Below are 17,276 nucleotides of genomic sequence, written 5' to 3'. Positions count from 1 at the left end.
CGAGAGTTGTCTATCAGCGATAGATTGTCAACGTGACCAAGATGAACCGTGGGACCGTCATCGCCGGGGCGCTGGAACTGCTCGACGAGGTCGGACTGGACACCGTGAGTACGCGGCGACTGGCGAAGAGACTGGGAGTCGAGCAGCCGTCGCTCTACTGGTACTTCCGCACCAAGAAGGATCTCCTCGCCGCCATGGCGGCGGCGGCGATGACGCCCCACGCGACCGCACCTCTGCCGACACCCGACGACGACTGGCGCACCTGGTTCCTGGACAACACGCGCAGCTTCAGGCGCACCCTGCTGCTGCACCGGGACGGTGCACGGCTGCACGCCGGCAGCACTCCCACCGGCGACATCGACCGGATCCGCCGCAAGATGGAGTTCCTCGTCGCCTCGGGTGTGCCCGAGCGAGCAGCCCAGATGGCCATGCTGACCGCCAGCCGCTTCACGGTCGGCAGCGTCCTGGAAGAGCAGGCGGACACCGCCCCCGGCGACGGCGCGGATCTACCGGCCAATGTGCCGGTCATCGATCACGAGTCGGCATTCGAGGCGGGCGTCCGCCTCATCCTGAACGGCCTGGTACTGGAGGTTGAGTCCGGCACGGGAGGTTGAGCCCAGCACTGGAATCTGACCCTGTACTGGAGGTTGAGGCCGGCACGGGAGGTTGAGTCCGGTACTGGAGCCTGACCCTGTACTGGAGGTTGAGGCTGACAGGCCCGCGAGCCGAGGTGTCGCGCACCGCGCTTCGGCACGGGCAGGACTCACCGCACGGTACGCAGACCTGCGGGCGGGCCGCCCTGGCCCCTGGCCTCGCCTCATACACGCGTACACCAGAGAGCCATCGCCGTTGGCCTCGGTCGACCCGCTGAGCGGTTCCCGGAGACAGACTCTGGCGCACTTCGGGCGGTGCGCCGAGTCGCTGTCAGCGGCGGCCGGCCTCCGCGCGGCCCGACGATTCCGCTTCGCGATTCGTCGAGCATGGACGAGCGCGTCCCACCGGAGTCGGCGCCGGCAAGAGCGGTGCCGGCCTGGCCCGCGACCTGCTCGCATCTCCTCCCAGCCCTCGCAGGATGCCCGCGCGAGGTCGCGATGCGGACGGTCGACGACCTGACCGCCCGCCTTGACCAGTCCTGACTGTCCTCGACCGGCCTTGATCGGTCTTGACGACGTAGACCCGACCGAGAGGAGCGCAGCACGAGGTTGACCTTCGGGTTCCGTTCTGCGGGCGCTGCCGAATCAACGCAGTAACGAGAAAACTCGACGTTGTGTAGACTTTTTCTTGAGAGGGCCACCCGGCTCCTCTCAAGACCTCTCTGGAGGAACAGTGGAGAAGCGGAACTGGCTCATCACCGGCGTCAGCACGGGCCTCGGGCGCGCCTTCGCCCAGGCCGCCCTGGCGGCCGGGCACACCGTCGTCGGTACCGTCCGCTCCGAGGAGGACCTGCGGGCCTTCGAAGAGCTCGGGCCCGGGTACACCCACGGCCGCATCCTGGACGTGACGGACGCCGACGCCGCCATCAGTACGGTCGCGGAGGTCGAGCGGAACGTCGGCCCCCTGGACGTCGTCGTCGCCAACGCCGGCTACGGCCTGGAGGGAACCTTCGAGGAAACCCCGCTGGCCGAGGTGCGACGCCAGTTCGAAGTGAACGTGTTCGGGGCGATGGCCACCTTGCAGGCGGCGCTGCCGCACATGCGCCAGCGCCGCCGCGGACACCTGATGGCCGTCACTTCCATAGGCGGACTCATGGCCGTACCCGGCATGTCCGCCTACTGCGGCAGCAAGTTCGCGCTGGAGGGCATCCTGGAGGCGCTGGGCAAGGAGGTCGCGCAGTTCGGGATCCATGCGACGGCGATCGAGCCCGGCTCCTTCCGTACCGACTGGGCCGGACGTTCCATGACCCGGGCAGCGCGGACCGTCGACGACTACGACGAGCTGTTCGTCCCCATCCGCGCGGCACGGCAGAAGGCCAGCGGCAACCAGCTGGGCAATCCCGCCAAGGCCGGGGAAGCCCTCGTCCACATCACGACGGTCGACCAGCCCCCGGCCCACCTCGTCCTGGGCTCGGACGCGCTCCGCCTGGTCACCGCCGCGCGCACGGCCGTGGACGAGGACATCCGCGCGTGGGAAGCACTCTCCCGGACGACCGACTTCGCCGACGGCGCTCAGCTCTGATGCCCGGCCAGCACCCCGCGCGCGGCCGTCGCACCACCGAGCGCAAGGGAGACGTCCGGGAGCGGGCCATCCTCGACACCTGCGAAGCCCTGCTGGCGGACAAGGGCTACGACGCCATGACCGTCGCCGACGTGGCCCAGGGCGCCGGTATCACCCGCGGCGCCCTGTACTTCTACTTCGGCTCCAAGCAGGAAGTGGTCACGGCGCTCGTGGCCCGGACGGTCGAGCATCTGTGGGAACGGTCCCGGGTCGCCGCGGAGACGGACGAGCCGCGCCAGGCCATCGCGGCGGCCATGCAGCGCACGGTCGAGCTGTGGAACGAGCACGGCCTGGTCATGCGCACGGCGATCGACCTGTCCTTGACCGTGCCGGAGATCGGTGAGCTGTGGAACCACACGGCTGACCTGTTCATCGCGGCCATCACCGCCGTCCTCGAACGCGCCGGCATCCAGGCCGGCACCGCACCCGAACAAGCTTCAGCCATGGCACGCGCCCTGTGCTGGATGATCGAGCGAACCTTCTACCACGCCTCACAGGAAGCCCACGAGAAACTCCAAGAGGCATCGGCGACATGCGCACACATCTGGCTCACCAGCGCCGGGCTGACCACGTGAGCTGACCGCTACCGACGACACCGAGGATCCGTCCACCGTCGTCGACGGCCTGAGACACCCGCCCGCCGCGGGCTCCGCCCCTTGGGCCACCTTCTCGCCCGTGACACCGAACCGACACCGGCCGGCCGCCGTCTCGATCCCGGCGGCGGCCTCTGGTCTACGGACTCAGTGCAGGCGCGGTGCGGAGCAGAGCGCCTGCTCTGCGGTGCGGTGCGTCAGATGGCCCTGATGTTCTCGGCCTGCGGGCCCTTCTGGCCCTGAGTGACGTCGAACTCGACCTTCTGGCCCTCCGTGAGCTCACGGAACCCCGTCGACGCGATGTTCGAGTAGTGGGCGAACACGTCGGCGCCGCCGCCGTCCTGCTCGATGAAGCCGAAGCCCTTTTCCGAGTTGAACCACTTCACGATTCCGGTAGCCATGCCGCTCCCTGGTCGAGGACGGGATGCGCATCGGTCGCGCACCCCTGGGGGTTGAGGTGATCGCCCTGGTCCTGCGACCGCCATTCGAGCGGCGCATCGGAACCACGACTGCTGATCAAAAACTAGCCGACCCGACCACACCGCCCGACCACGAGGCCCGACGGCCGCTCCCTCTCGGCCCACCCAAAACCGCACGTCAGCGGCAGCGAGGTCCCTGCTGCAGAACTCCGGCCGGACCGCGGCACGTCCCCCATACGGAGCAACCGCCCGACTATCGCCGGTTCACCAACCACCTCGTGACCTCGTCCAGACCCGAGTCCCGTACGGCTGCCTGTGCTGACGCAACACAGATGCCCGACGTCGCGAGGCCCCCGGCTCCGGCTCCGGCTCCGGCTCCGGCTCCGGCTCCGAAAGGCGAGGTCGCCACGATTGCCGCCGTTACGCCTGGTGACCTCCCCGCAGACGTTGTTTTGAGACGCTCGTAGGGCTCGGTCCACTGAAACCCAGTCGGGCGCGAACCGACGCGGTCGCCAGCCGCGTATCGATGCACCCCGACAATTGGTCGAGTCGACCAAGACGTCCAAGACATCCCTGTCGACCCCGCCTCGGCATGACCGCAGCCTGCACCTCCCGGAGCCCCCGGTCCGCCCCCGGGCAGAACAGGCAGAGCAAGGACTGATCGCGGCACAATCCGATGCCACCCGAACGGCCTACAAGGTTGCCCGCCCCGCAGGCGCTGATCACTCGATCGGGCCAGTCTGGGAACGAGTGCCCACCAGGATGGCCGTGAACCGAACCACCGGGAGGCGTTGTGATCGTGATCGCCCTGCTCCTGCTGGCATTGATCGTGCTCATGCTCTTCGGGTCGGACGCCCTGGAAAACATCCTGTTCTCCAAGGACACCGACCAGCCGCCCTCCGCCGAAGAAGAACCCACACAACCACTCTGAAGAACGGCGCCCCTTCCCGGGAGGCCGCGCAGGCCGGAATCCGGGACCAGGGCCAAGACCAGGCGTGCATCCCGTGGGCATTCATCCGCACCCCGGGCCACCGACAGGGCACTACCCGCCCTGTCCTCGGCCTTTCCTTCCGCAAGACCCCGTGCGCAGCGCGCATCGCGGTGCGCACCACCACCCTCCGGTACCCACCCCGCACGGTGGACGGTTGCGCACCGGTACGGCCACTGAGAAGCAGCGCGGATCAGATGGAACGAGGCTGTCAAAGGAACTGTGTTTCTGCGGTAGTTGAAGGGCCCGCCCTCGCCCGTGGGAGTAGCCCGTGCCGCCTCGGCTCGCCAACGTGAGGCCACCGGGCGGGAGTTCGAGAACCAACCCATGGATCAAGATTGCGTTCCAGCCATCCCTCGTAGCGCGACCGCTTCGAAGCGTCGCGGCAGCTCCGGCACAGCGGAGTGCTACGCGGCGGACGGACTGCGGGCCCGGCCTCGTCGGCTCGACCAGGCCGTCCTCCCTATGCCTGGCTCAAAGTAGCCAGACATAGGGAGAATCACCCTCCAACGGCTGGAAGGGTGGGTCAGTCCTTGCAGAAGCCGAGGTCGGTGAGTGCCTGGTTGATCTGGTGGCCCTGCTTCTCCGTGGTGGTCACGTCCTTGTATGTGAACCGCTGCGAGGCCAGCCAGTCCGGCTTGTTCGCGTCGCCGTTGAGTGCGGAGCACTGGTTGCGGGCTGCGTCGACCGCCTTGTCCTCGTACCGGGTGATGTCCGGGTTCGCGGCACGAAGCGCGCGCAGCAACTCGGCACGCTTGGCGCCCGTCGGGTTGGGCGGAATACCGGCAGCCTTCTCAGCTGCGCTGTAGTCGACGCTCGGGGTGGCGCTCGCCACCACGCTCGGTTTGGTCGACGAGGAATCGTCCTCGGTGCCCGTGATGACGGACGCGACGATGCCGATGACAGCGAGCGCGACGACGAGGCCGAGGCATCCCAGACCGATGTTGCGGCCGGTGTTCTTCTTCGGCGGCCGGGGCGCCGGCTGCGGCTGCCCGCTCCAGGCAGACTGCTGCGGCTGCGGTGCTTGTCCCCAGGGCTGTTGCGGCTGAGTCATGGTTCCCCCCGTGCGTGTCAGATGCACGGGGATCATGCCCGCCAAAGTGTCCACGACGTAAGGCTTGTGGCTGACCTGTGACGATTGATCGTTTCCGGTCACGTCCGACCTGCGCCGTGATGGACGGGAACTGGCAAGCAGCACGTGCGCTCATTGGTCCCATTGCGAGGCGTCCAGCAGTAGCCCCAGCCCGAGTCGAGGTGCGGGTCGGTGGATGCGGTTGGAGAGGTCGCGCCGGGCGGTGCGGTGATGCTGGGTCGTCGAGCGGACCTTGGCCGGCTGATCCTTCAAAGACTCTGCCATCCATGAGATCGTTTGCCCGCCGATCCTTCCGGGCCTTTTTCCTTACCGCGAGGAGTTGTCCCGTGTCCGCACTACCGTCCCCTGCTCCGGCTGGGCGCCGGCTGACCTGGCCGTGGTTCCTGGTCGTGGTCGTCGTCTACCTCGCGATCCTCCAGGGACTTGGCGCGCTCATCGCCGTCGACCGGGACAGCGGCGACAGCCAGTTCCCGACCACCGAGTCGATCATCCGCAGCGGGGTGATCCCGATCGGGCTGTCGGTCCTCTTCGGCGCGGCCGTCGTGACCTGGCTCGGCTGGTGGGGCAGCATCCTTCGCTACCGCGTGCCGGTGCGGCACTGGGTGCGGTTCGTGCCGATCTCGATGCTGGTGGTCGCCGTCCTCGGGATGAACTACCCCAACCTTGCCGACCAGCCGCTCTCCCTCGTCCTGAGCTTGATCGTGATGACTCTGTTCGTGGGCATCGGCGAGGAGTTGATGTTCCGCGGCATCGGCGTCCAGGTCTTCAGGCGTGCCGGCCTCAGCGAGGGCAGGGTCGCCCTGTGGTCGTCCGTGATCTTCGGCATCGTCCACCTCAGCAACGCCTTCAGCGAAGGCGTCCAGGCGATTCTCCAGGCCGTGGTCGTCTCCACCTCCGGCTACTTCTTCTACCTCTGCCTGCGCGTCGGCGGCACCATCCTCCTGCCGATGCTCGTCCACGGACTCTGGGACTTCAGCCTCGTCTCCAACTCCGCGGGCATCGATCCGAAGGCATACCCCGGCATGATCCTGCCGATCGTCCTCCAGGTCGTTCTCATCGTCCTCGTCATCGTCAAACGCCACACCATCGAACCCGTCGACAGCTCCGACGGCACCGGACCGCACCCGCAGACCGCACGCCGCGCAGTCGACAGCTGACAGCTGACAGCAATCGGCCCGCGGGCCCTCGGTTCGTAGCCTGACCGCGAACTCATGATCGTGAGGTTCTTCACGGCGCCGGACGACTGGGCGCGCCTGCGTTATCCGGCGGCAGGTAGAAGGAGCTGGTCGAAGCCCGGGTGAGCCTCGCATCGTCGCCGGCCGGAACAATGACGGGGGCGTCGTATCCGAAGAGTCGCCGTGAGGGTCGAAGGGACGCGTGGCCTGATCGCCCCTGCTGCTGGACACTGCCTCTCCATTGCGCGAAGCCCGGCAACGGGCCGCCGGACAGGTCCGCGCCGGGCGCCGCCTGCCCTCTGCACCTCCTCCGCTGTTCCCCGACAGCAAGTCCGTCAACGCCAAAGGGGGCTGGCTGTGGGTCGTCTCCAACTGCTCGCGGCAGCAACCGACATGACTGACGCCGGGCACCATGCAAGGGCAGGGGGCCAGGACTTGGCCTATCGATCACGGTCGGCTGTCTCCGAGGAAGCGATCCGTCGGCCCCTGCGGTCGGCCTGCCAACACCACAGGAGCAATAGTCAAGAGTTGTGGGTGAGCTGATTTCAGCTCTCGCTGCGGTGGTTGAGGCCGACTCTGGCAGTGTTGCGGATCCGCTTGGTGCGGCCGGCTTCGGCGAGAATCTCGATGGCCTCGGTGTTCGTCCCGGCGGCGGTCTTGAGCTGGAGCCAGTTGGATGACGCGAGCAGGTCCTCCGCCTGCCAGGGCAGCTTGAGCGTGATGGCGCGGAAGAGTGACCACTCCCGCAGGCGCTGAGCCAGTAAGGGGTGGTCGATCGTGGCCTGGGTCATCGTCTGCGCCCACTTCTCGTAGGCGGGACCGGGGTAGAGTCCGGCGGCTCGACGGTCCAGGTGCCGCAGCACAGCGGACTGGGCCATCGTCTGGTCCGGGTCAGTGAGCACGCGGCTGACCAGGTCAAGCTCGTTCGCGTCGGCAACGTGCTCCAGCTTGTCGAGGTAGGCCGAGAAGCGGATGTGCTCGTCCGGGTTCTGCAGGATGTCGTGGACGTTCATGCGGCCTGCTCCTCGCGCTCGACCAGGACGCCGTTCTCGAATCGTGCGCCGGCGCGGACCAGGGACACCAGGTGGGCTCCGGTGATCGCGCGCCATCGCGCCTGAGCGGACTCGACCAGCTTGAACACCATCGCGAGGACGGCCGCTGGGCTGCCCGCGCCGCGGGTGACCTTGGTGCGGAGTTTGACCGTGGAGAAGGTCGACTCGATGGGGTTGGTGGTCCGCAAGTGAATCCAGTGCTCGGCGGGGAAATCGTAGAAGGCGAGCAGTTCGTCACGGTCCTCGGTGATCTTCGCGACGGCCTTGGGCCACTTTGCGCCGTAGGTTTTCGCGAACGCCTCGATCGCCCGCTCGGCGGGGGTGCGGTCCTCGGCGTTGTAGATCTCCTGCATCGCTTTCGTCGCGCCGGGCTGTGCGGACTTGGGCAGACAGTTAGTGACGTTGCGGGTTTTGCGAACCCAGCACTTTTGTGGCCTGGCTGCCGGGAAGACCTCGGCGAGCGCCCGCCACAGGCCCATGACACCGTCGCCGATAACCAACTCGGGGTCGCGCATGCCGCGCCGGCGGCAGTCGCGCAGCAGGTCGGCCCACGACTCGGTCGACTCCCGCAAGCCCTCGGCCAGGGCGATCAGCTCCTTCGTGCCGTCCAGCCGGACCCCGAGCAGGACCAGGACGCACGAGTGGGCCTGGCCCAGCCGGACCTTCGGGTGCACGCCGTCAGCCCGCGCATAGACGAAGTCGCGATCCGACAGATCCCGATTCTGGAAGGCAGCATGGTCCTCGCTCCACTGCTTGGTCAGCCGTGTCACGGTTGCGGCCGACAGGCCGGCGGTGCCGCCGAGGAACTGCCCCAGCGCCGGGACGAAGTCGCCGGAGGACAAGCCGTGCAAGTAGAGCAGCGGCAGTACTTCGGAGATCTTCGGGGACTTGCGGCACCACGGCGGCAGGATCTTCGAAGAGAACCGCTGGCGCTCGCCGGTCTCATCGTCGACGCGGCGGTCGTTCACCCGTGGGGCCTCGACCTCGACCGGTCCGGCCGCGGTGACCACCGTCCGGGGCCGGTGGTGGCCGTTGCGGACAACGAGACGCCGGCCGTACTCGTCGGTCTCGGCCGCCAACTCGGCTATGTACTGGTTGACTTCCGCTTCCAGCGCGGCGGCGAGCATCCGGCGGGCGCCTTCCCGCACGATTTCGTCGATCAGGGAGCCGGGCTGGGTGGAGCCGTCTTCGGTGACTACGCTGAGCACGGGCGTGCCTTCCCGACCCGCGCTGCAACGCGGGCCTACTCGGAGACCTTACGGATCATTCGGGAAGGTACGCCCTCCGCATGCCCTCCCGGCACCGATCCACAAGTCCTGAGCATTGCTCCAACCACAGCGGGTCCTACGATCCGCCCATGATGGAAACTCCAGAACACTGGACCGTGCGCCACTTCTCGCAGGCCAACCCCGCCGGCCCAGGCTGCGACAGCGTTCCGGCGCTCTTGCGACGGCTGGCCGACACCATCGACGCGTTGGGGCCCGTTGAGATCCAAGACGTGGTGATCTCGTCGGAGACCACCGAACACGGCCCTTGGCGGTCTGGGACCGTCTACTACCACCTCCCGGAAGACGAATAGCGATGGGGCGACGGCCCGCAGGGCCGACGGGCCAGCCCGCCTCCATGGCGTGCCGCGCGACGTCGGTCCCCTCGTGAGTGAAGGAGAACGTCTACAGCCAGCCGCCATCTGCTCCGGCACCGACATCGGGCGTCGCGTGCCCACCGCAGGGAACCTGGTGACCACCGCCGCGCAGCCGATCCTTCGCCCGCAGCCGCGGCACGTGCCGACGCAGGGTGGGACCGCGCTCGTCCGCGATTCGCTTCACGACCACTCCCGGTCGCGGTTTCACCGCAGGGGCGGAAGGATGCGGATCTCGACTCGCCCCCCCCTCAACCCTCCCGCTGCGAGGCCGAGTCGGCCTCGGCGCTCAGCGCAGCAGCCTGTCCTCCCTGTGCACGTTCCGCCGGGCGGAAGCCGGCGCGGTAATCGCTCGGGGTGCACTCGTAGGCCGCGCTGAAGGCACGGCTGAAGGACTGCGGGTGGGCGAACCCCCACTGCTCGGCGATGGTGTGGACGGGCCTGTGCAACAGGTGCGGCTCGGCGAGGTCACGGCGGCAACGCTCCAGCCGGCGGTGTTTGATCCACGCGCTGACGGACGTCTCCTCCCGGTGGAAGAAGCGGTGCAAACTGCGGACGGAGATGTGATGGGCGGCTGCTATGCGCGCGGGTGAAAGGCCGCGGTCGCCCAAGTGCTCCTCGATGAAGGCGTAAACCCGAGTCAGCAGGAAGCGTTCCCGGCTGTCGACGCCAACCTCGTCGGAGAGGCTGAGATGGTGGGCAAGCAACGCGGTGACAAGGTCGGAGGTGGCGGTGCCGAGCCGCAGGGCGTCGCTGTCCTCCAGCGTGCCCACCTGCCGGGCCAAGTGAGTGAGGAACTGCGCGACGAGGAAGCCGGTGCCGGCGCGGGCGGACAGCGGACGGCCCAGAAGCAGGTCGATCTTCGCTGTCGGTAACGGCAATCGCCCACGAGGAATGTCGATCATGAGGCATGAGAGCCCGCTGTCCCGCGTGACAGAGTGTGCCTCGTAGGCGTGCGAGCTGTCGTACAGCATGAGGTCGTCCTCCCTCACCAGCGCATTGCTGCGCTCCCAGGAGAACCACCTGCCGCCCCGGCTCGGCAGGACGAGGTGGTACCGCTCGGGGTCGCATCGGCGGACGAGCGTGGGCGACCGGCTGACGCGCATCGACGGAAATGACACGGCCGACAGACGCAGGTCACCGAGCCAGGTCTGCTCGGAGGTGGCGAGGAAGTCGGCCCGATGCTCGCTGGCCACGGCTGTCGGTGTCGAGGAGTGGGCGACCATCTCGCGCCACCAGTCGAAACGCTCGGCCTTTGGCAGTTGACGGGTCGACAGGACGGTCGTCTCCACAAGGCTCCTGATGATTGCGGGCAGTTCACGGCCAAATGATCGAGGGGCCGGAAAGCGGCCCCGGTCACGCCCCGGGCGATTCTAGGCACCACCTGTACCCGAGCACGCCGCGCAAACCGGTCAACCACTTTGGCTTGTGGTGTGGTTGATGCCGAGGCCGAGCCGTCCAGCACGGCGGCGAGGCCGGCGGACACCGTGAGGGCTGTGTCGCTGTCGCTGGTGCCGATCGCGCTCATTGACCGGCCGACGTCGGCCCGACGGGCACGCGTCCGCGCAGGTACGGCCGTTGGGCCGTTGCGAGCGCAACTGGTCGGCGGTCAGGTCCGCTTCGCTCCGACGTGTTCCATGAACGCGAGAGCGCGGTACACGGATGCTCAGGATCACGGTGGGCCGGTTCGCGCCGGACAGCAGGGCCTGATCTGCTTGGGTGTCTTTCCCTCAGGGGTGGTCGGTCTCGACGACCTGGGGTGTCACCAAGGCCGTTTCGGAGCACGATCTCGTGGCACGAAACCCGGCCGTGCGCACGTGTGTTGCCCACGGTGGCCGAGCCGGGCACCGCGGGCGGGAGATGGTGGCAGAGTCAAGATGCGTCCTGGCTGGGCTACTTTGCGTTCGCGGTTGCAGCTCGCCGCCGCGCCCGCCACGAATGCACAGGTCCGGGCGCGGAGCGGGCCGGGACATCTTCACACGAGGTCCCGGCCCTTGTACGCCGCCGCGGCTGCCCGTTCCCTGCCTCGGTGCGGAGGGAGTCAGACTGGCGGAGTGCGACGCGGTAACACGAGGTCAGCAGTGCGCGACGGCACCGCCGTTGCTGAGGTTCGCGTCGGAGAACCATCCCTCCGTGCTGGTGCCGGAGATCCGCGCGTACGTCCAGGTGTTGCCGTAGTCGTTGACGATGTAGCAGTGGTAGTAGAGGTAGGTCCCGCTGTACGTCTGACCGGTGTTGCCGCACGCCGCGTAGGGGCCGGCCTTCAGGGCGTACGTACCGTTGGAGTAGCCCGAGCCGCCGTCCTTGTTGCTGTGGCCCCAGCCGCTGCAACTGATCGCCGCAGAGGCGTGGCCCGGGGTGGCCGCGCCCAGCGTGGCCGCGGCCGCCAGGCCGATGGCGGCGAGGGACGTGCCCAGTGTCCGCTGTGCCTTGCGGGATGTTCCGGGATTCGGCATCAGGTGTCCTCTTGGTCTGGCGGGGAGCCGATCTCTCCGCTCATCGGCCATCGTGTGCGACCGTCCCCGGGGAGTCGTTAGCCACCCGTGCCAACCACTGAGCCCTGCGCGCCTGGTGTTCTGTCGGCGTGGATGCGAGGGCGCCCGGTTGGCCGCCCTCTACAGGGAGGCCGTGCGATGAACACCCCTGGCCGACGCGGCAATGCGCCATCCGGGGAGAGAACGGCTGGGCGTTCATCAGCCGTGGTGAGGTTCGTTTGTTGTGCAGGTAGGCGCGCACGCGCTCGTAGCCGCCTTTGTGACCGCTCCGGAGTGAGGCAGCAGCGATGGAGTGTCAGCCCTTCTGCCAGCATGCTGACGTGACAGGCATAAGTGATCAGCGACCCTCCGAAGCCACCCTCGATTTCCTGCGCTCCGCGTTTCCGCCGGAATGGCGCGAGCCGGCGCTTGGGCATGAAGCCGTTGCGGGATGGGAGCAGGCGAACGGTGTGGCCCTCCCGGAGCCGTACAGGACGTTCATCGCGGAGATCAGCAACGGGTCGAGCCTGGGGCCCGCCGGCGACGGCGGTCTCCAGCCGCTCGGCTGGCTGCCCGACACATGGCCCGGCCTCGGCCCACGGCAACCAGGCGCACCCTCCCCCTGGAGGCAGCCTGGCCCTGGGAGGACGACGCGGGTGTCGATGCCGAGGACCCGCGGATCGACGCCTCGTTCAACAAGGGATCCGTCGTTCTCGGGTCCGAGGACGGGCAGTCGTTCTGGCTCCTGCTGACCACCGGCCCTCGCCGCGGCGAGGTGTGGATGATCGCCGACGTGGGCGCTGTCCCGGTACCCGGCGACCAGGCATGGGGCTTCAAGGAGTGGGTGCAGCACTGGCACGCCGGCGGCGGCTGGTGGGACTGAACGCTCCGTACTGACCAGTCAAGGGTCACGGGCCGTTCGAACCCCGGGTGCCATCCGAGGTTGTGAACTTTCGCTGTTCGTAGTCATCAGCAATGCCAGGCTGGCGAACGGGCAGATCGTGGCACTGGAGATCCCAGTGAGTCCCTGACTGGCATAGCGCCTGGTCAGGGACCCTTGTCTGAGGCAGCTCCGACGGGTTACGCAGCAGACGGATGCTGGACGTGCCGCTGGTCATCACATTCGGGTGCTCGCTTGACCGGTCTGCCGCAGCGATCCGGTTTGCCACTCGCGGTTCGCGGTCCGCTTCGGGCGAGCATGCGAAGCGCCGATGAGAGGCCGTTGGGGCAGTCGGGCCGACCTGGACGTCAGCGTGACGGTCAGTCGATGCCTTCGATGATGCGGAAGTCGCGCTCGACGCCGTCGGAAAGGACGGCCAGCGCCTCCTGGTACGCCGCGCTCTCGTGTGCCGCGACCGCCTGTTCAAAGCTGTCGAACTCGATGATGACGGTGCTCTCCGCGATTCCGGCGTCGTGGGCGACGACCCGACCGCCGCGAGCGAGCATCCGCCCGCCCCCGGCCTGCACGGCCGGACCTGCCAGCTCGCTGTACGCGGCCAGCTTCTCAGGATCGGAAATGATGCGGTAGGCACTGACCCAATAGCCCTTGGGCATGGAAACCTCCTGTGATTGGACGAGCGCGTCAGGCTTCGAGGGTCTGACAGCTCCGGACTTGGACACACTCTCGCTGGTCATCGACCGTCGATCGTCGATACATCTTCCATGATCGAGGCTTGCATCGAACGTCTTACCGCTCCTGGAGTCCCCTACGGAAGTCAGAGCCGTCACAATGCCCGGACGAGGGTTCGAAAAAGGCAGGGCACCCTTTTTCTGACAGCTCTGCTGAGACTGGGGGCTGGGACTCGTCACATTTCTGTCGGACGGAACTCTCTGGATCGGATACCTCGGTGACGCGTCGGTGACGCGTCGGACAGGGCTGGAGGCTTTCCACCATCAATCCATGGTCAACATTCGGCACAAGCCGGCCAGCTTCGGCGCCACCGCTGCCGCAGCCGGTCAGCCCGCCCAGGCGAACGGGTCGGTCAGCAGTGCCACGGGAAGCAGTCCCTGCTCGGCTTCGGACCGGACGAGGGTCAGCCCGAGAAAGTCACCGACCGACGTCCAGACGGCACCGTGAAACCCGGCAGAGTGTCGCGCCACGAACTCGTGCCTGGCATGTGGGGAGGTGAACGCCCGAGAGCCGGGCCAATCCGCCCCGCTGTCGTGTAGTACGCGGCCGAGTCTTCTCTCCCTCTGGCGGCATTACTCGGGGATCCTCAACGGGGAGTCCACGGACCGCGGTGAGCGAGACGCCACCCTGCATTCCCGCTCGGCCCATCGGCCGATTGAAGCAATGATCGCCGAGCCACTAAATCCCTCAGCCCGTCCCGCGGACGGCGAAGTCGCTCATGTCTCCTCCTCGTTTCGCTCGATGTGCCATGTTGCAACCGGCGGCGATCTGCGTCATCGGCTCCCGCGAACACCGACAGGGTGTCGTGCGAGGGGCCCGACTCGGCCACCGATTCCCCACCCCGAGCGGGCGATGAGTTCGAATCTGCCGCACGGCCAGGGCGCATGAGCGGGCACGCTGTGAGGCCGTCACTTCTCTGCGACAACAGGGTCGATCATCTTGCGCAGCTTCTCGGCGGAGAGCGGGCCCTGGTAGCGGGCTGCGATCCTGCCGTCCCGGTCGAGCACGACGGTGGCAGGAAGGGCCTGAGGGTTGAGCGTCCCGGTAGGGAAACCCGACATGACTATCTTGCCTGTCGGGTCGTACAGACTTGGGTAGGAGACTCCGTAGTTGCTCTGGAACGCAATGGGCGGCGTCCGACTGGGGTCGCGGGTGTTGATGCCGACGAAAACGACTCCGTCGTCGGCCTTCTCCCGAGCCACCTTGTCGAACAGTGGAGCCTCCGCACGACAGGGCGGACACCACGAACCCCATACATTGATCACAATCGTCTTGCCCCTGTGGGCATTCACCACGTCAAGGCTCTTGCCCTCGAGGGTTTGGCCCTTCAGCGTCACTGTGGCCGTTCGGTCCTCGGATGCCACCGTGGAGATGCCATCACTGCCCGTGGTGAATTCCGTCCCCGTCGAGGTTCTCCCCGCGCAGGATGACAGCAACAGCGCGCCGATGACGGAAGACGCCGTCAATAGGACCCGAGAAGCGGGACAGAACCTCATGTGCTCAGCTTCGCATGGGCAGTTGACCCGTCTATCGGCGCCCCGTGAGGTTCTACGGCGACGACGTCGGCCTCCTGCGCCGGGCGAAACGTCGCCTGGCCACCTCAAGGTTGATCAGGAGCAGTGCTGCTCCGACTGCGGGCCAGCCCAGCGACCCGCCCTCGTGACAGGTCTCCACGCCCAACGCCAGCAGCGTCGCCCCGACCGCGACGCCCACCAGATCGAGGAAGGCGTCCACCCGCCTCACCATCATCGAAAGGTTGACCACAACTTGATGGTGGCAGGTCATCCACGCCCCGGCCACAGGGGCGCCACATCACCGTGACGATCTCACGGATGCTGCTGTAGTTCTCCAGCGCGAAAGGGGCCAACCGCTCCTCCGGACGTCACTCTCCGCAGTGGGTCAACCGGTCAGCGAGAACTGCGCGTTGACCATCCCCGGCGCCGAGCACCGCCGAGCTTGGTCACGGACCCTTTTTGCTCGTCACCACGATCAGCGCCTCCCACAGCCGGGAGAGGCGCCGGTGTTCGCGCGCGCCGTTGCGGCCGCAGGACGGCGGCCGACGGCGCCACGGTGATCGCGATGTGCCGGTGGCGATCCCGTTGCACGAGACGTCCCCGTCCGCGCACGGGGAACCTTGGTACGGCCCGGACCGCGGCATGTGAGTGGCCCACCGCTCCCCATTCAGCGGCAACCTGAGGAGATTTCTTCTCACAAGTCGGTACGGGACAGCGGTGGGGTGGGTTCGGCTTGGCCCGGTCGTAATAACTCCCCTACGTGCAGCGGGCGTTGGACGGGTGGCGATCGGGGCGTGCGCCGGGGTCGTCGGGGGCGTCCGCGCCGGGGGCGTCGGGGGTGTCCGACGTGCGGATGCCGCCGCGGCCCGGACGGGTCGCGGCGGCGGCTCCGGGGCTCCCCCGGTTGCGGGTTCCGTTCGGCACTACATCTGCCGGGCCGGGGGGATCGGGCGCAGCCAGCCTTCGGGGGCCGGGACCCGGCCGTGCTGGATGTCGGTGAGGGTGCGGCGCAGGCGTGTCGTCGTCGGGCCCGGGGTGCCGTCGCCGATCAGCCAGTCGCCGTCGCGGTCGCGGACCTTGCCGACCGGGGTGACCACTGCGGCGGTACCGCAGGCGAACACCTCGGTGATGCCTCCGTCGGCGCATCCCTTGCGCCACTCGTCGACGGTGATCGGGCGCTCGGCGACGCGGTGGCCGAGCCGGGCTGCGATCCGCAGGAGCGAGTCGCGGGTGACGCCCGGAAGGAGGGTGCCGGTGAGCGGGGTCGTGGTGATCTCGGCGTCCGGGCCGGATCCGCGGACGAAGAAGAGGTTCATGCCGCCCATCTCCTCCACCCAGCGGTGCTCGGCCGAGTCGAGCCAGACGACCTGCTGGCATCCGGCGGCCTCGGCCTCGCGCTGCGCGACGAAGGAGGGGCCGTAGTTGGCCGCGCACTTGACGTCGCCGGTACCACCGGGCATCGCGCGGCTGTGGTCGCGCGAGACGTGCACCGACACCGCCTCCACCTCGTCGCCGAAGAACCCGCCGGCGACGAAGGCCATGACCATGAAGCGGAAGTCCCGGGAGGGCCGCAGCATGAGGTTGACGTCGGTGCCGATCATCAACGGGCGTACGTAGATGCTGTGTTCGGGGTGGTCCGAGAGTTCTCCCTGGTCGGCGCGGACCACTTCGTCGACGGCCGCCAGGTAGTCGTCCACCGGCAGGTGCGGCATGGCCAGCCGTGCGGCCGACCGGTTGAAACGGGCCGCGTTGGCCTCGGGACGGAAGAGCGCGACCGAACCGTCCTGCTGCCGGAACGCCTTCATGCCCTCGAAGATGACCTGCGCGTAGTGGAGCCCGATCGTCGCCGGGTGCAGGGAAAGCGGCTCCAGCGCGCCGAGCCGCCCGTCGTGCCAGCCGTGCTCGGGCGTGTACTCCAGGCTGTACATGTGCGCGGTGAACGCGTCACCGTGTCCCGGTCCTTCGGTCCGGGTGCCGGTGTGGGCGGGGGAAGGTGCGAGCGTGGTCATGGTGTTCGTCCTTTCGGGCGCGGTGGCCCGTCGATGCGGTACCGGGGGCCGACGCTCAGACGTGGGCCACCGCGAAGAAGGTCTCCCGTTCCGTGAACAGTCCGTCCGTGCCGATGCGGAAGAACTCGGCGAAGCGGTGGGCGATCGGCCGGCCGTCGCGGCTGACGCCCTCGAACGAGCCGCGCACGGCCACGAGCGAGTGCCCGGTGCCCCAGTCGACGACCGACTGGTCGATCGTGTGCCGGCCGGAGGCGATCACCCGGTCGTGGCGGTAGAAGTGTGCGATCGCGGCGCGGGACCTCAGTTCTGGATAGCCGGGCCGGGCGTAGACGGCGTCGGCTGCGAACAGCGCGCAGATCGCGTCCACGTCGCCGGTGTCGACCCGCTCGTAGAAGGTGCTGATCACCGGCGGGACGGTCGTGCTGCTTCGTGCACTCATGGGACCTCCCTGGTCGTGGCACGGGTAACGCTGGATA

The 17,276-nt window shown here is 68.0% G+C and carries 19 protein-coding genes; 7 read left to right on the top strand and 12 right to left on the bottom strand.

The window, feature by feature from the left end; genetic code table 11:
* The first annotated feature begins 41 nt into the window (after nt 1–41).
* The 3 genes from ACFZA0_RS17785 to ACFZA0_RS17775 all read left to right on the top strand — a co-directional run bounded on the left by ACFZA0_RS17785 (nt 42) and on the right by ACFZA0_RS17775 (nt 2,789).
* Nucleotides 42–614 (top strand): TetR/AcrR family transcriptional regulator C-terminal domain-containing protein, encoded by a 573-nt coding sequence (locus tag ACFZA0_RS17785; RefSeq protein ID WP_391017612.1) that lies wholly within the window; start codon nt 42–44, stop codon nt 612–614.
* Between the two features lie 712 nt (nt 615–1,326).
* Complete coding sequence (locus ACFZA0_RS17780) at nt 1,327–2,175, top strand: oxidoreductase (protein ID WP_391017250.1); 849 nt, start codon at nt 1,327–1,329, stop codon at nt 2,173–2,175.
* On the top strand, nt 2,175–2,789 hold the full coding sequence (locus tag ACFZA0_RS17775; RefSeq protein ID WP_391017247.1) for a TetR family transcriptional regulator: 615 nt from the start codon (nt 2,175–2,177) through the stop codon (nt 2,787–2,789). Before ACFZA0_RS17780 ends, ACFZA0_RS17775 begins: the two co-directional genes overlap by 1 nt.
* A 215-nt stretch (nt 2,790–3,004) precedes the next feature.
* Here the strand turns inward: ACFZA0_RS17775 and ACFZA0_RS17770 are convergent, their stop codons facing one another.
* Nucleotides 3,005–3,208 carry a cold shock domain-containing protein gene (locus tag ACFZA0_RS17770; RefSeq protein ID WP_391017244.1) on the bottom strand — a complete coding sequence of 68 codons (204 nt, stop codon included), beginning with the start codon at nt 3,206–3,208 and terminating at the stop codon, nt 3,005–3,007.
* An 811-nt stretch (nt 3,209–4,019) separates the two neighbouring features.
* On the opposite strand from ACFZA0_RS17770, the gene ACFZA0_RS17765 reads away from it, so the two are divergent.
* Nucleotides 4,020–4,157, top strand: coding sequence for a hypothetical protein (locus tag ACFZA0_RS17765; protein ID WP_391017242.1), 138 nt, complete (start codon nt 4,020–4,022; stop codon nt 4,155–4,157).
* Nucleotides 4,158–4,740: 583 nt separating this feature from the next.
* Here the strand turns inward: ACFZA0_RS17765 and ACFZA0_RS17760 are convergent.
* Nucleotides 4,741–5,268, bottom strand: a complete 528-nt coding sequence (locus tag ACFZA0_RS17760) for a hypothetical protein (protein ID WP_391017239.1) — start codon at nt 5,266–5,268, stop codon at nt 4,741–4,743.
* Nucleotides 5,269–5,633: 365 nt separating this feature from the next.
* On the opposite strand from ACFZA0_RS17760, the gene ACFZA0_RS17755 reads away from it, so the two are divergent.
* Nucleotides 5,634–6,464 (top strand): type II CAAX prenyl endopeptidase Rce1 family protein, encoded by an 831-nt coding sequence (locus ACFZA0_RS17755; protein ID WP_391017237.1) that lies wholly within the window; start codon nt 5,634–5,636, stop codon nt 6,462–6,464.
* Nucleotides 6,465–7,027: 563 nt separating this feature from the next.
* Here the strand turns inward: ACFZA0_RS17755 and ACFZA0_RS17750 are convergent.
* Complete coding sequence (locus tag ACFZA0_RS17750) at nt 7,028–7,495, bottom strand: hypothetical protein (protein ID WP_391017234.1); 468 nt, start codon at nt 7,493–7,495, stop codon at nt 7,028–7,030.
* Nucleotides 7,492–8,742 (bottom strand): IS256 family transposase, encoded by a 1,251-nt coding sequence (locus tag ACFZA0_RS17745; protein WP_391017231.1) that lies wholly within the window; start codon nt 8,740–8,742, stop codon nt 7,492–7,494. Before ACFZA0_RS17745 ends, ACFZA0_RS17750 begins: the two co-directional genes overlap by 4 nt.
* A 149-nt stretch (nt 8,743–8,891) precedes the next feature.
* Here ACFZA0_RS17745 and ACFZA0_RS17740 point away from each other — a divergent pair, with 149 nt between their 5' ends.
* A complete protein-coding gene (locus ACFZA0_RS17740; RefSeq protein ID WP_391017228.1) occupies nt 8,892–9,113 on the top strand; it encodes a hypothetical protein in 222 nt (73 codons plus the stop codon).
* A 311-nt stretch (nt 9,114–9,424) separates the two neighbouring features.
* Here ACFZA0_RS17740 and ACFZA0_RS17735 read toward each other — a convergent pair whose 3' ends face one another.
* Nucleotides 9,425–10,465: a helix-turn-helix domain-containing protein gene (locus tag ACFZA0_RS17735; RefSeq protein ID WP_391017226.1), complete on the bottom strand. Its 1,041-nt coding sequence runs from the start codon at nt 10,463–10,465 to the stop codon at nt 9,425–9,427.
* Nucleotides 10,466–11,248: 783 nt separating this feature from the next.
* Entirely contained in the window at nt 11,249–11,629 is a 381-nt protein-coding gene (locus ACFZA0_RS17730; RefSeq protein ID WP_391017223.1) for an SH3 domain-containing protein, read from the bottom strand.
* Between the two features lie 598 nt (nt 11,630–12,227).
* Here ACFZA0_RS17730 and ACFZA0_RS17725 point away from each other — a divergent pair.
* Entirely contained in the window at nt 12,228–12,530 is a 303-nt protein-coding gene (locus tag ACFZA0_RS17725) for a hypothetical protein (protein WP_391017221.1), read from the top strand.
* A gap of 377 nt (nt 12,531–12,907) precedes the next feature.
* Here the strand turns inward: ACFZA0_RS17725 and ACFZA0_RS17720 are convergent, their stop codons facing one another.
* The 6 genes from ACFZA0_RS17720 to ACFZA0_RS17695 form a co-directional block, all read right to left on the bottom strand.
* Nucleotides 12,908–13,201 (bottom strand): DUF1330 domain-containing protein, encoded by a 294-nt coding sequence (locus tag ACFZA0_RS17720; protein WP_391017218.1) that lies wholly within the window; start codon nt 13,199–13,201, stop codon nt 12,908–12,910.
* Nucleotides 13,202–13,603: 402 nt separating this feature from the next.
* Nucleotides 13,604–13,747, bottom strand: a complete 144-nt coding sequence (locus tag ACFZA0_RS17715; protein ID WP_391017215.1) for a hypothetical protein — start codon at nt 13,745–13,747, stop codon at nt 13,604–13,606.
* A 438-nt stretch (nt 13,748–14,185) separates the two neighbouring features.
* Nucleotides 14,186–14,773 carry a redoxin family protein gene (locus tag ACFZA0_RS17710; RefSeq protein WP_391017213.1) on the bottom strand — a complete coding sequence of 196 codons (588 nt, stop codon included), beginning with the start codon at nt 14,771–14,773 and terminating at the stop codon, nt 14,186–14,188.
* A gap of 52 nt (nt 14,774–14,825) precedes the next feature.
* Nucleotides 14,826–15,041, bottom strand: coding sequence for a hypothetical protein (locus ACFZA0_RS17705; protein WP_391017210.1), 216 nt, complete (start codon nt 15,039–15,041; stop codon nt 14,826–14,828).
* A gap of 673 nt (nt 15,042–15,714) precedes the next feature.
* Nucleotides 15,715–16,800 carry a branched-chain amino acid aminotransferase gene (locus tag ACFZA0_RS17700; RefSeq protein WP_391017207.1) on the bottom strand — a complete coding sequence of 362 codons (1,086 nt, stop codon included), beginning with the start codon at nt 16,798–16,800 and terminating at the stop codon, nt 15,715–15,717.
* A 55-nt stretch (nt 16,801–16,855) separates the two neighbouring features.
* Nucleotides 16,856–17,239: a nuclear transport factor 2 family protein gene (locus ACFZA0_RS17695; RefSeq protein ID WP_391017205.1), complete on the bottom strand. Its 384-nt coding sequence runs from the start codon at nt 17,237–17,239 to the stop codon at nt 16,856–16,858.
* Nucleotides 17,240–17,276 lie beyond the last annotated feature (37 nt).

The sequence above is a fragment of the Streptomyces sp. NPDC008150 genome, from assembly GCF_042956945.1.
Taxonomy (GTDB): Bacteria; Actinomycetota; Actinomycetes; order Streptomycetales; family Streptomycetaceae; genus Streptomyces.
Note: the sequence above shows the minus strand (reverse complement) of the source record. Positions and strands in the feature narration are given on the sequence as shown.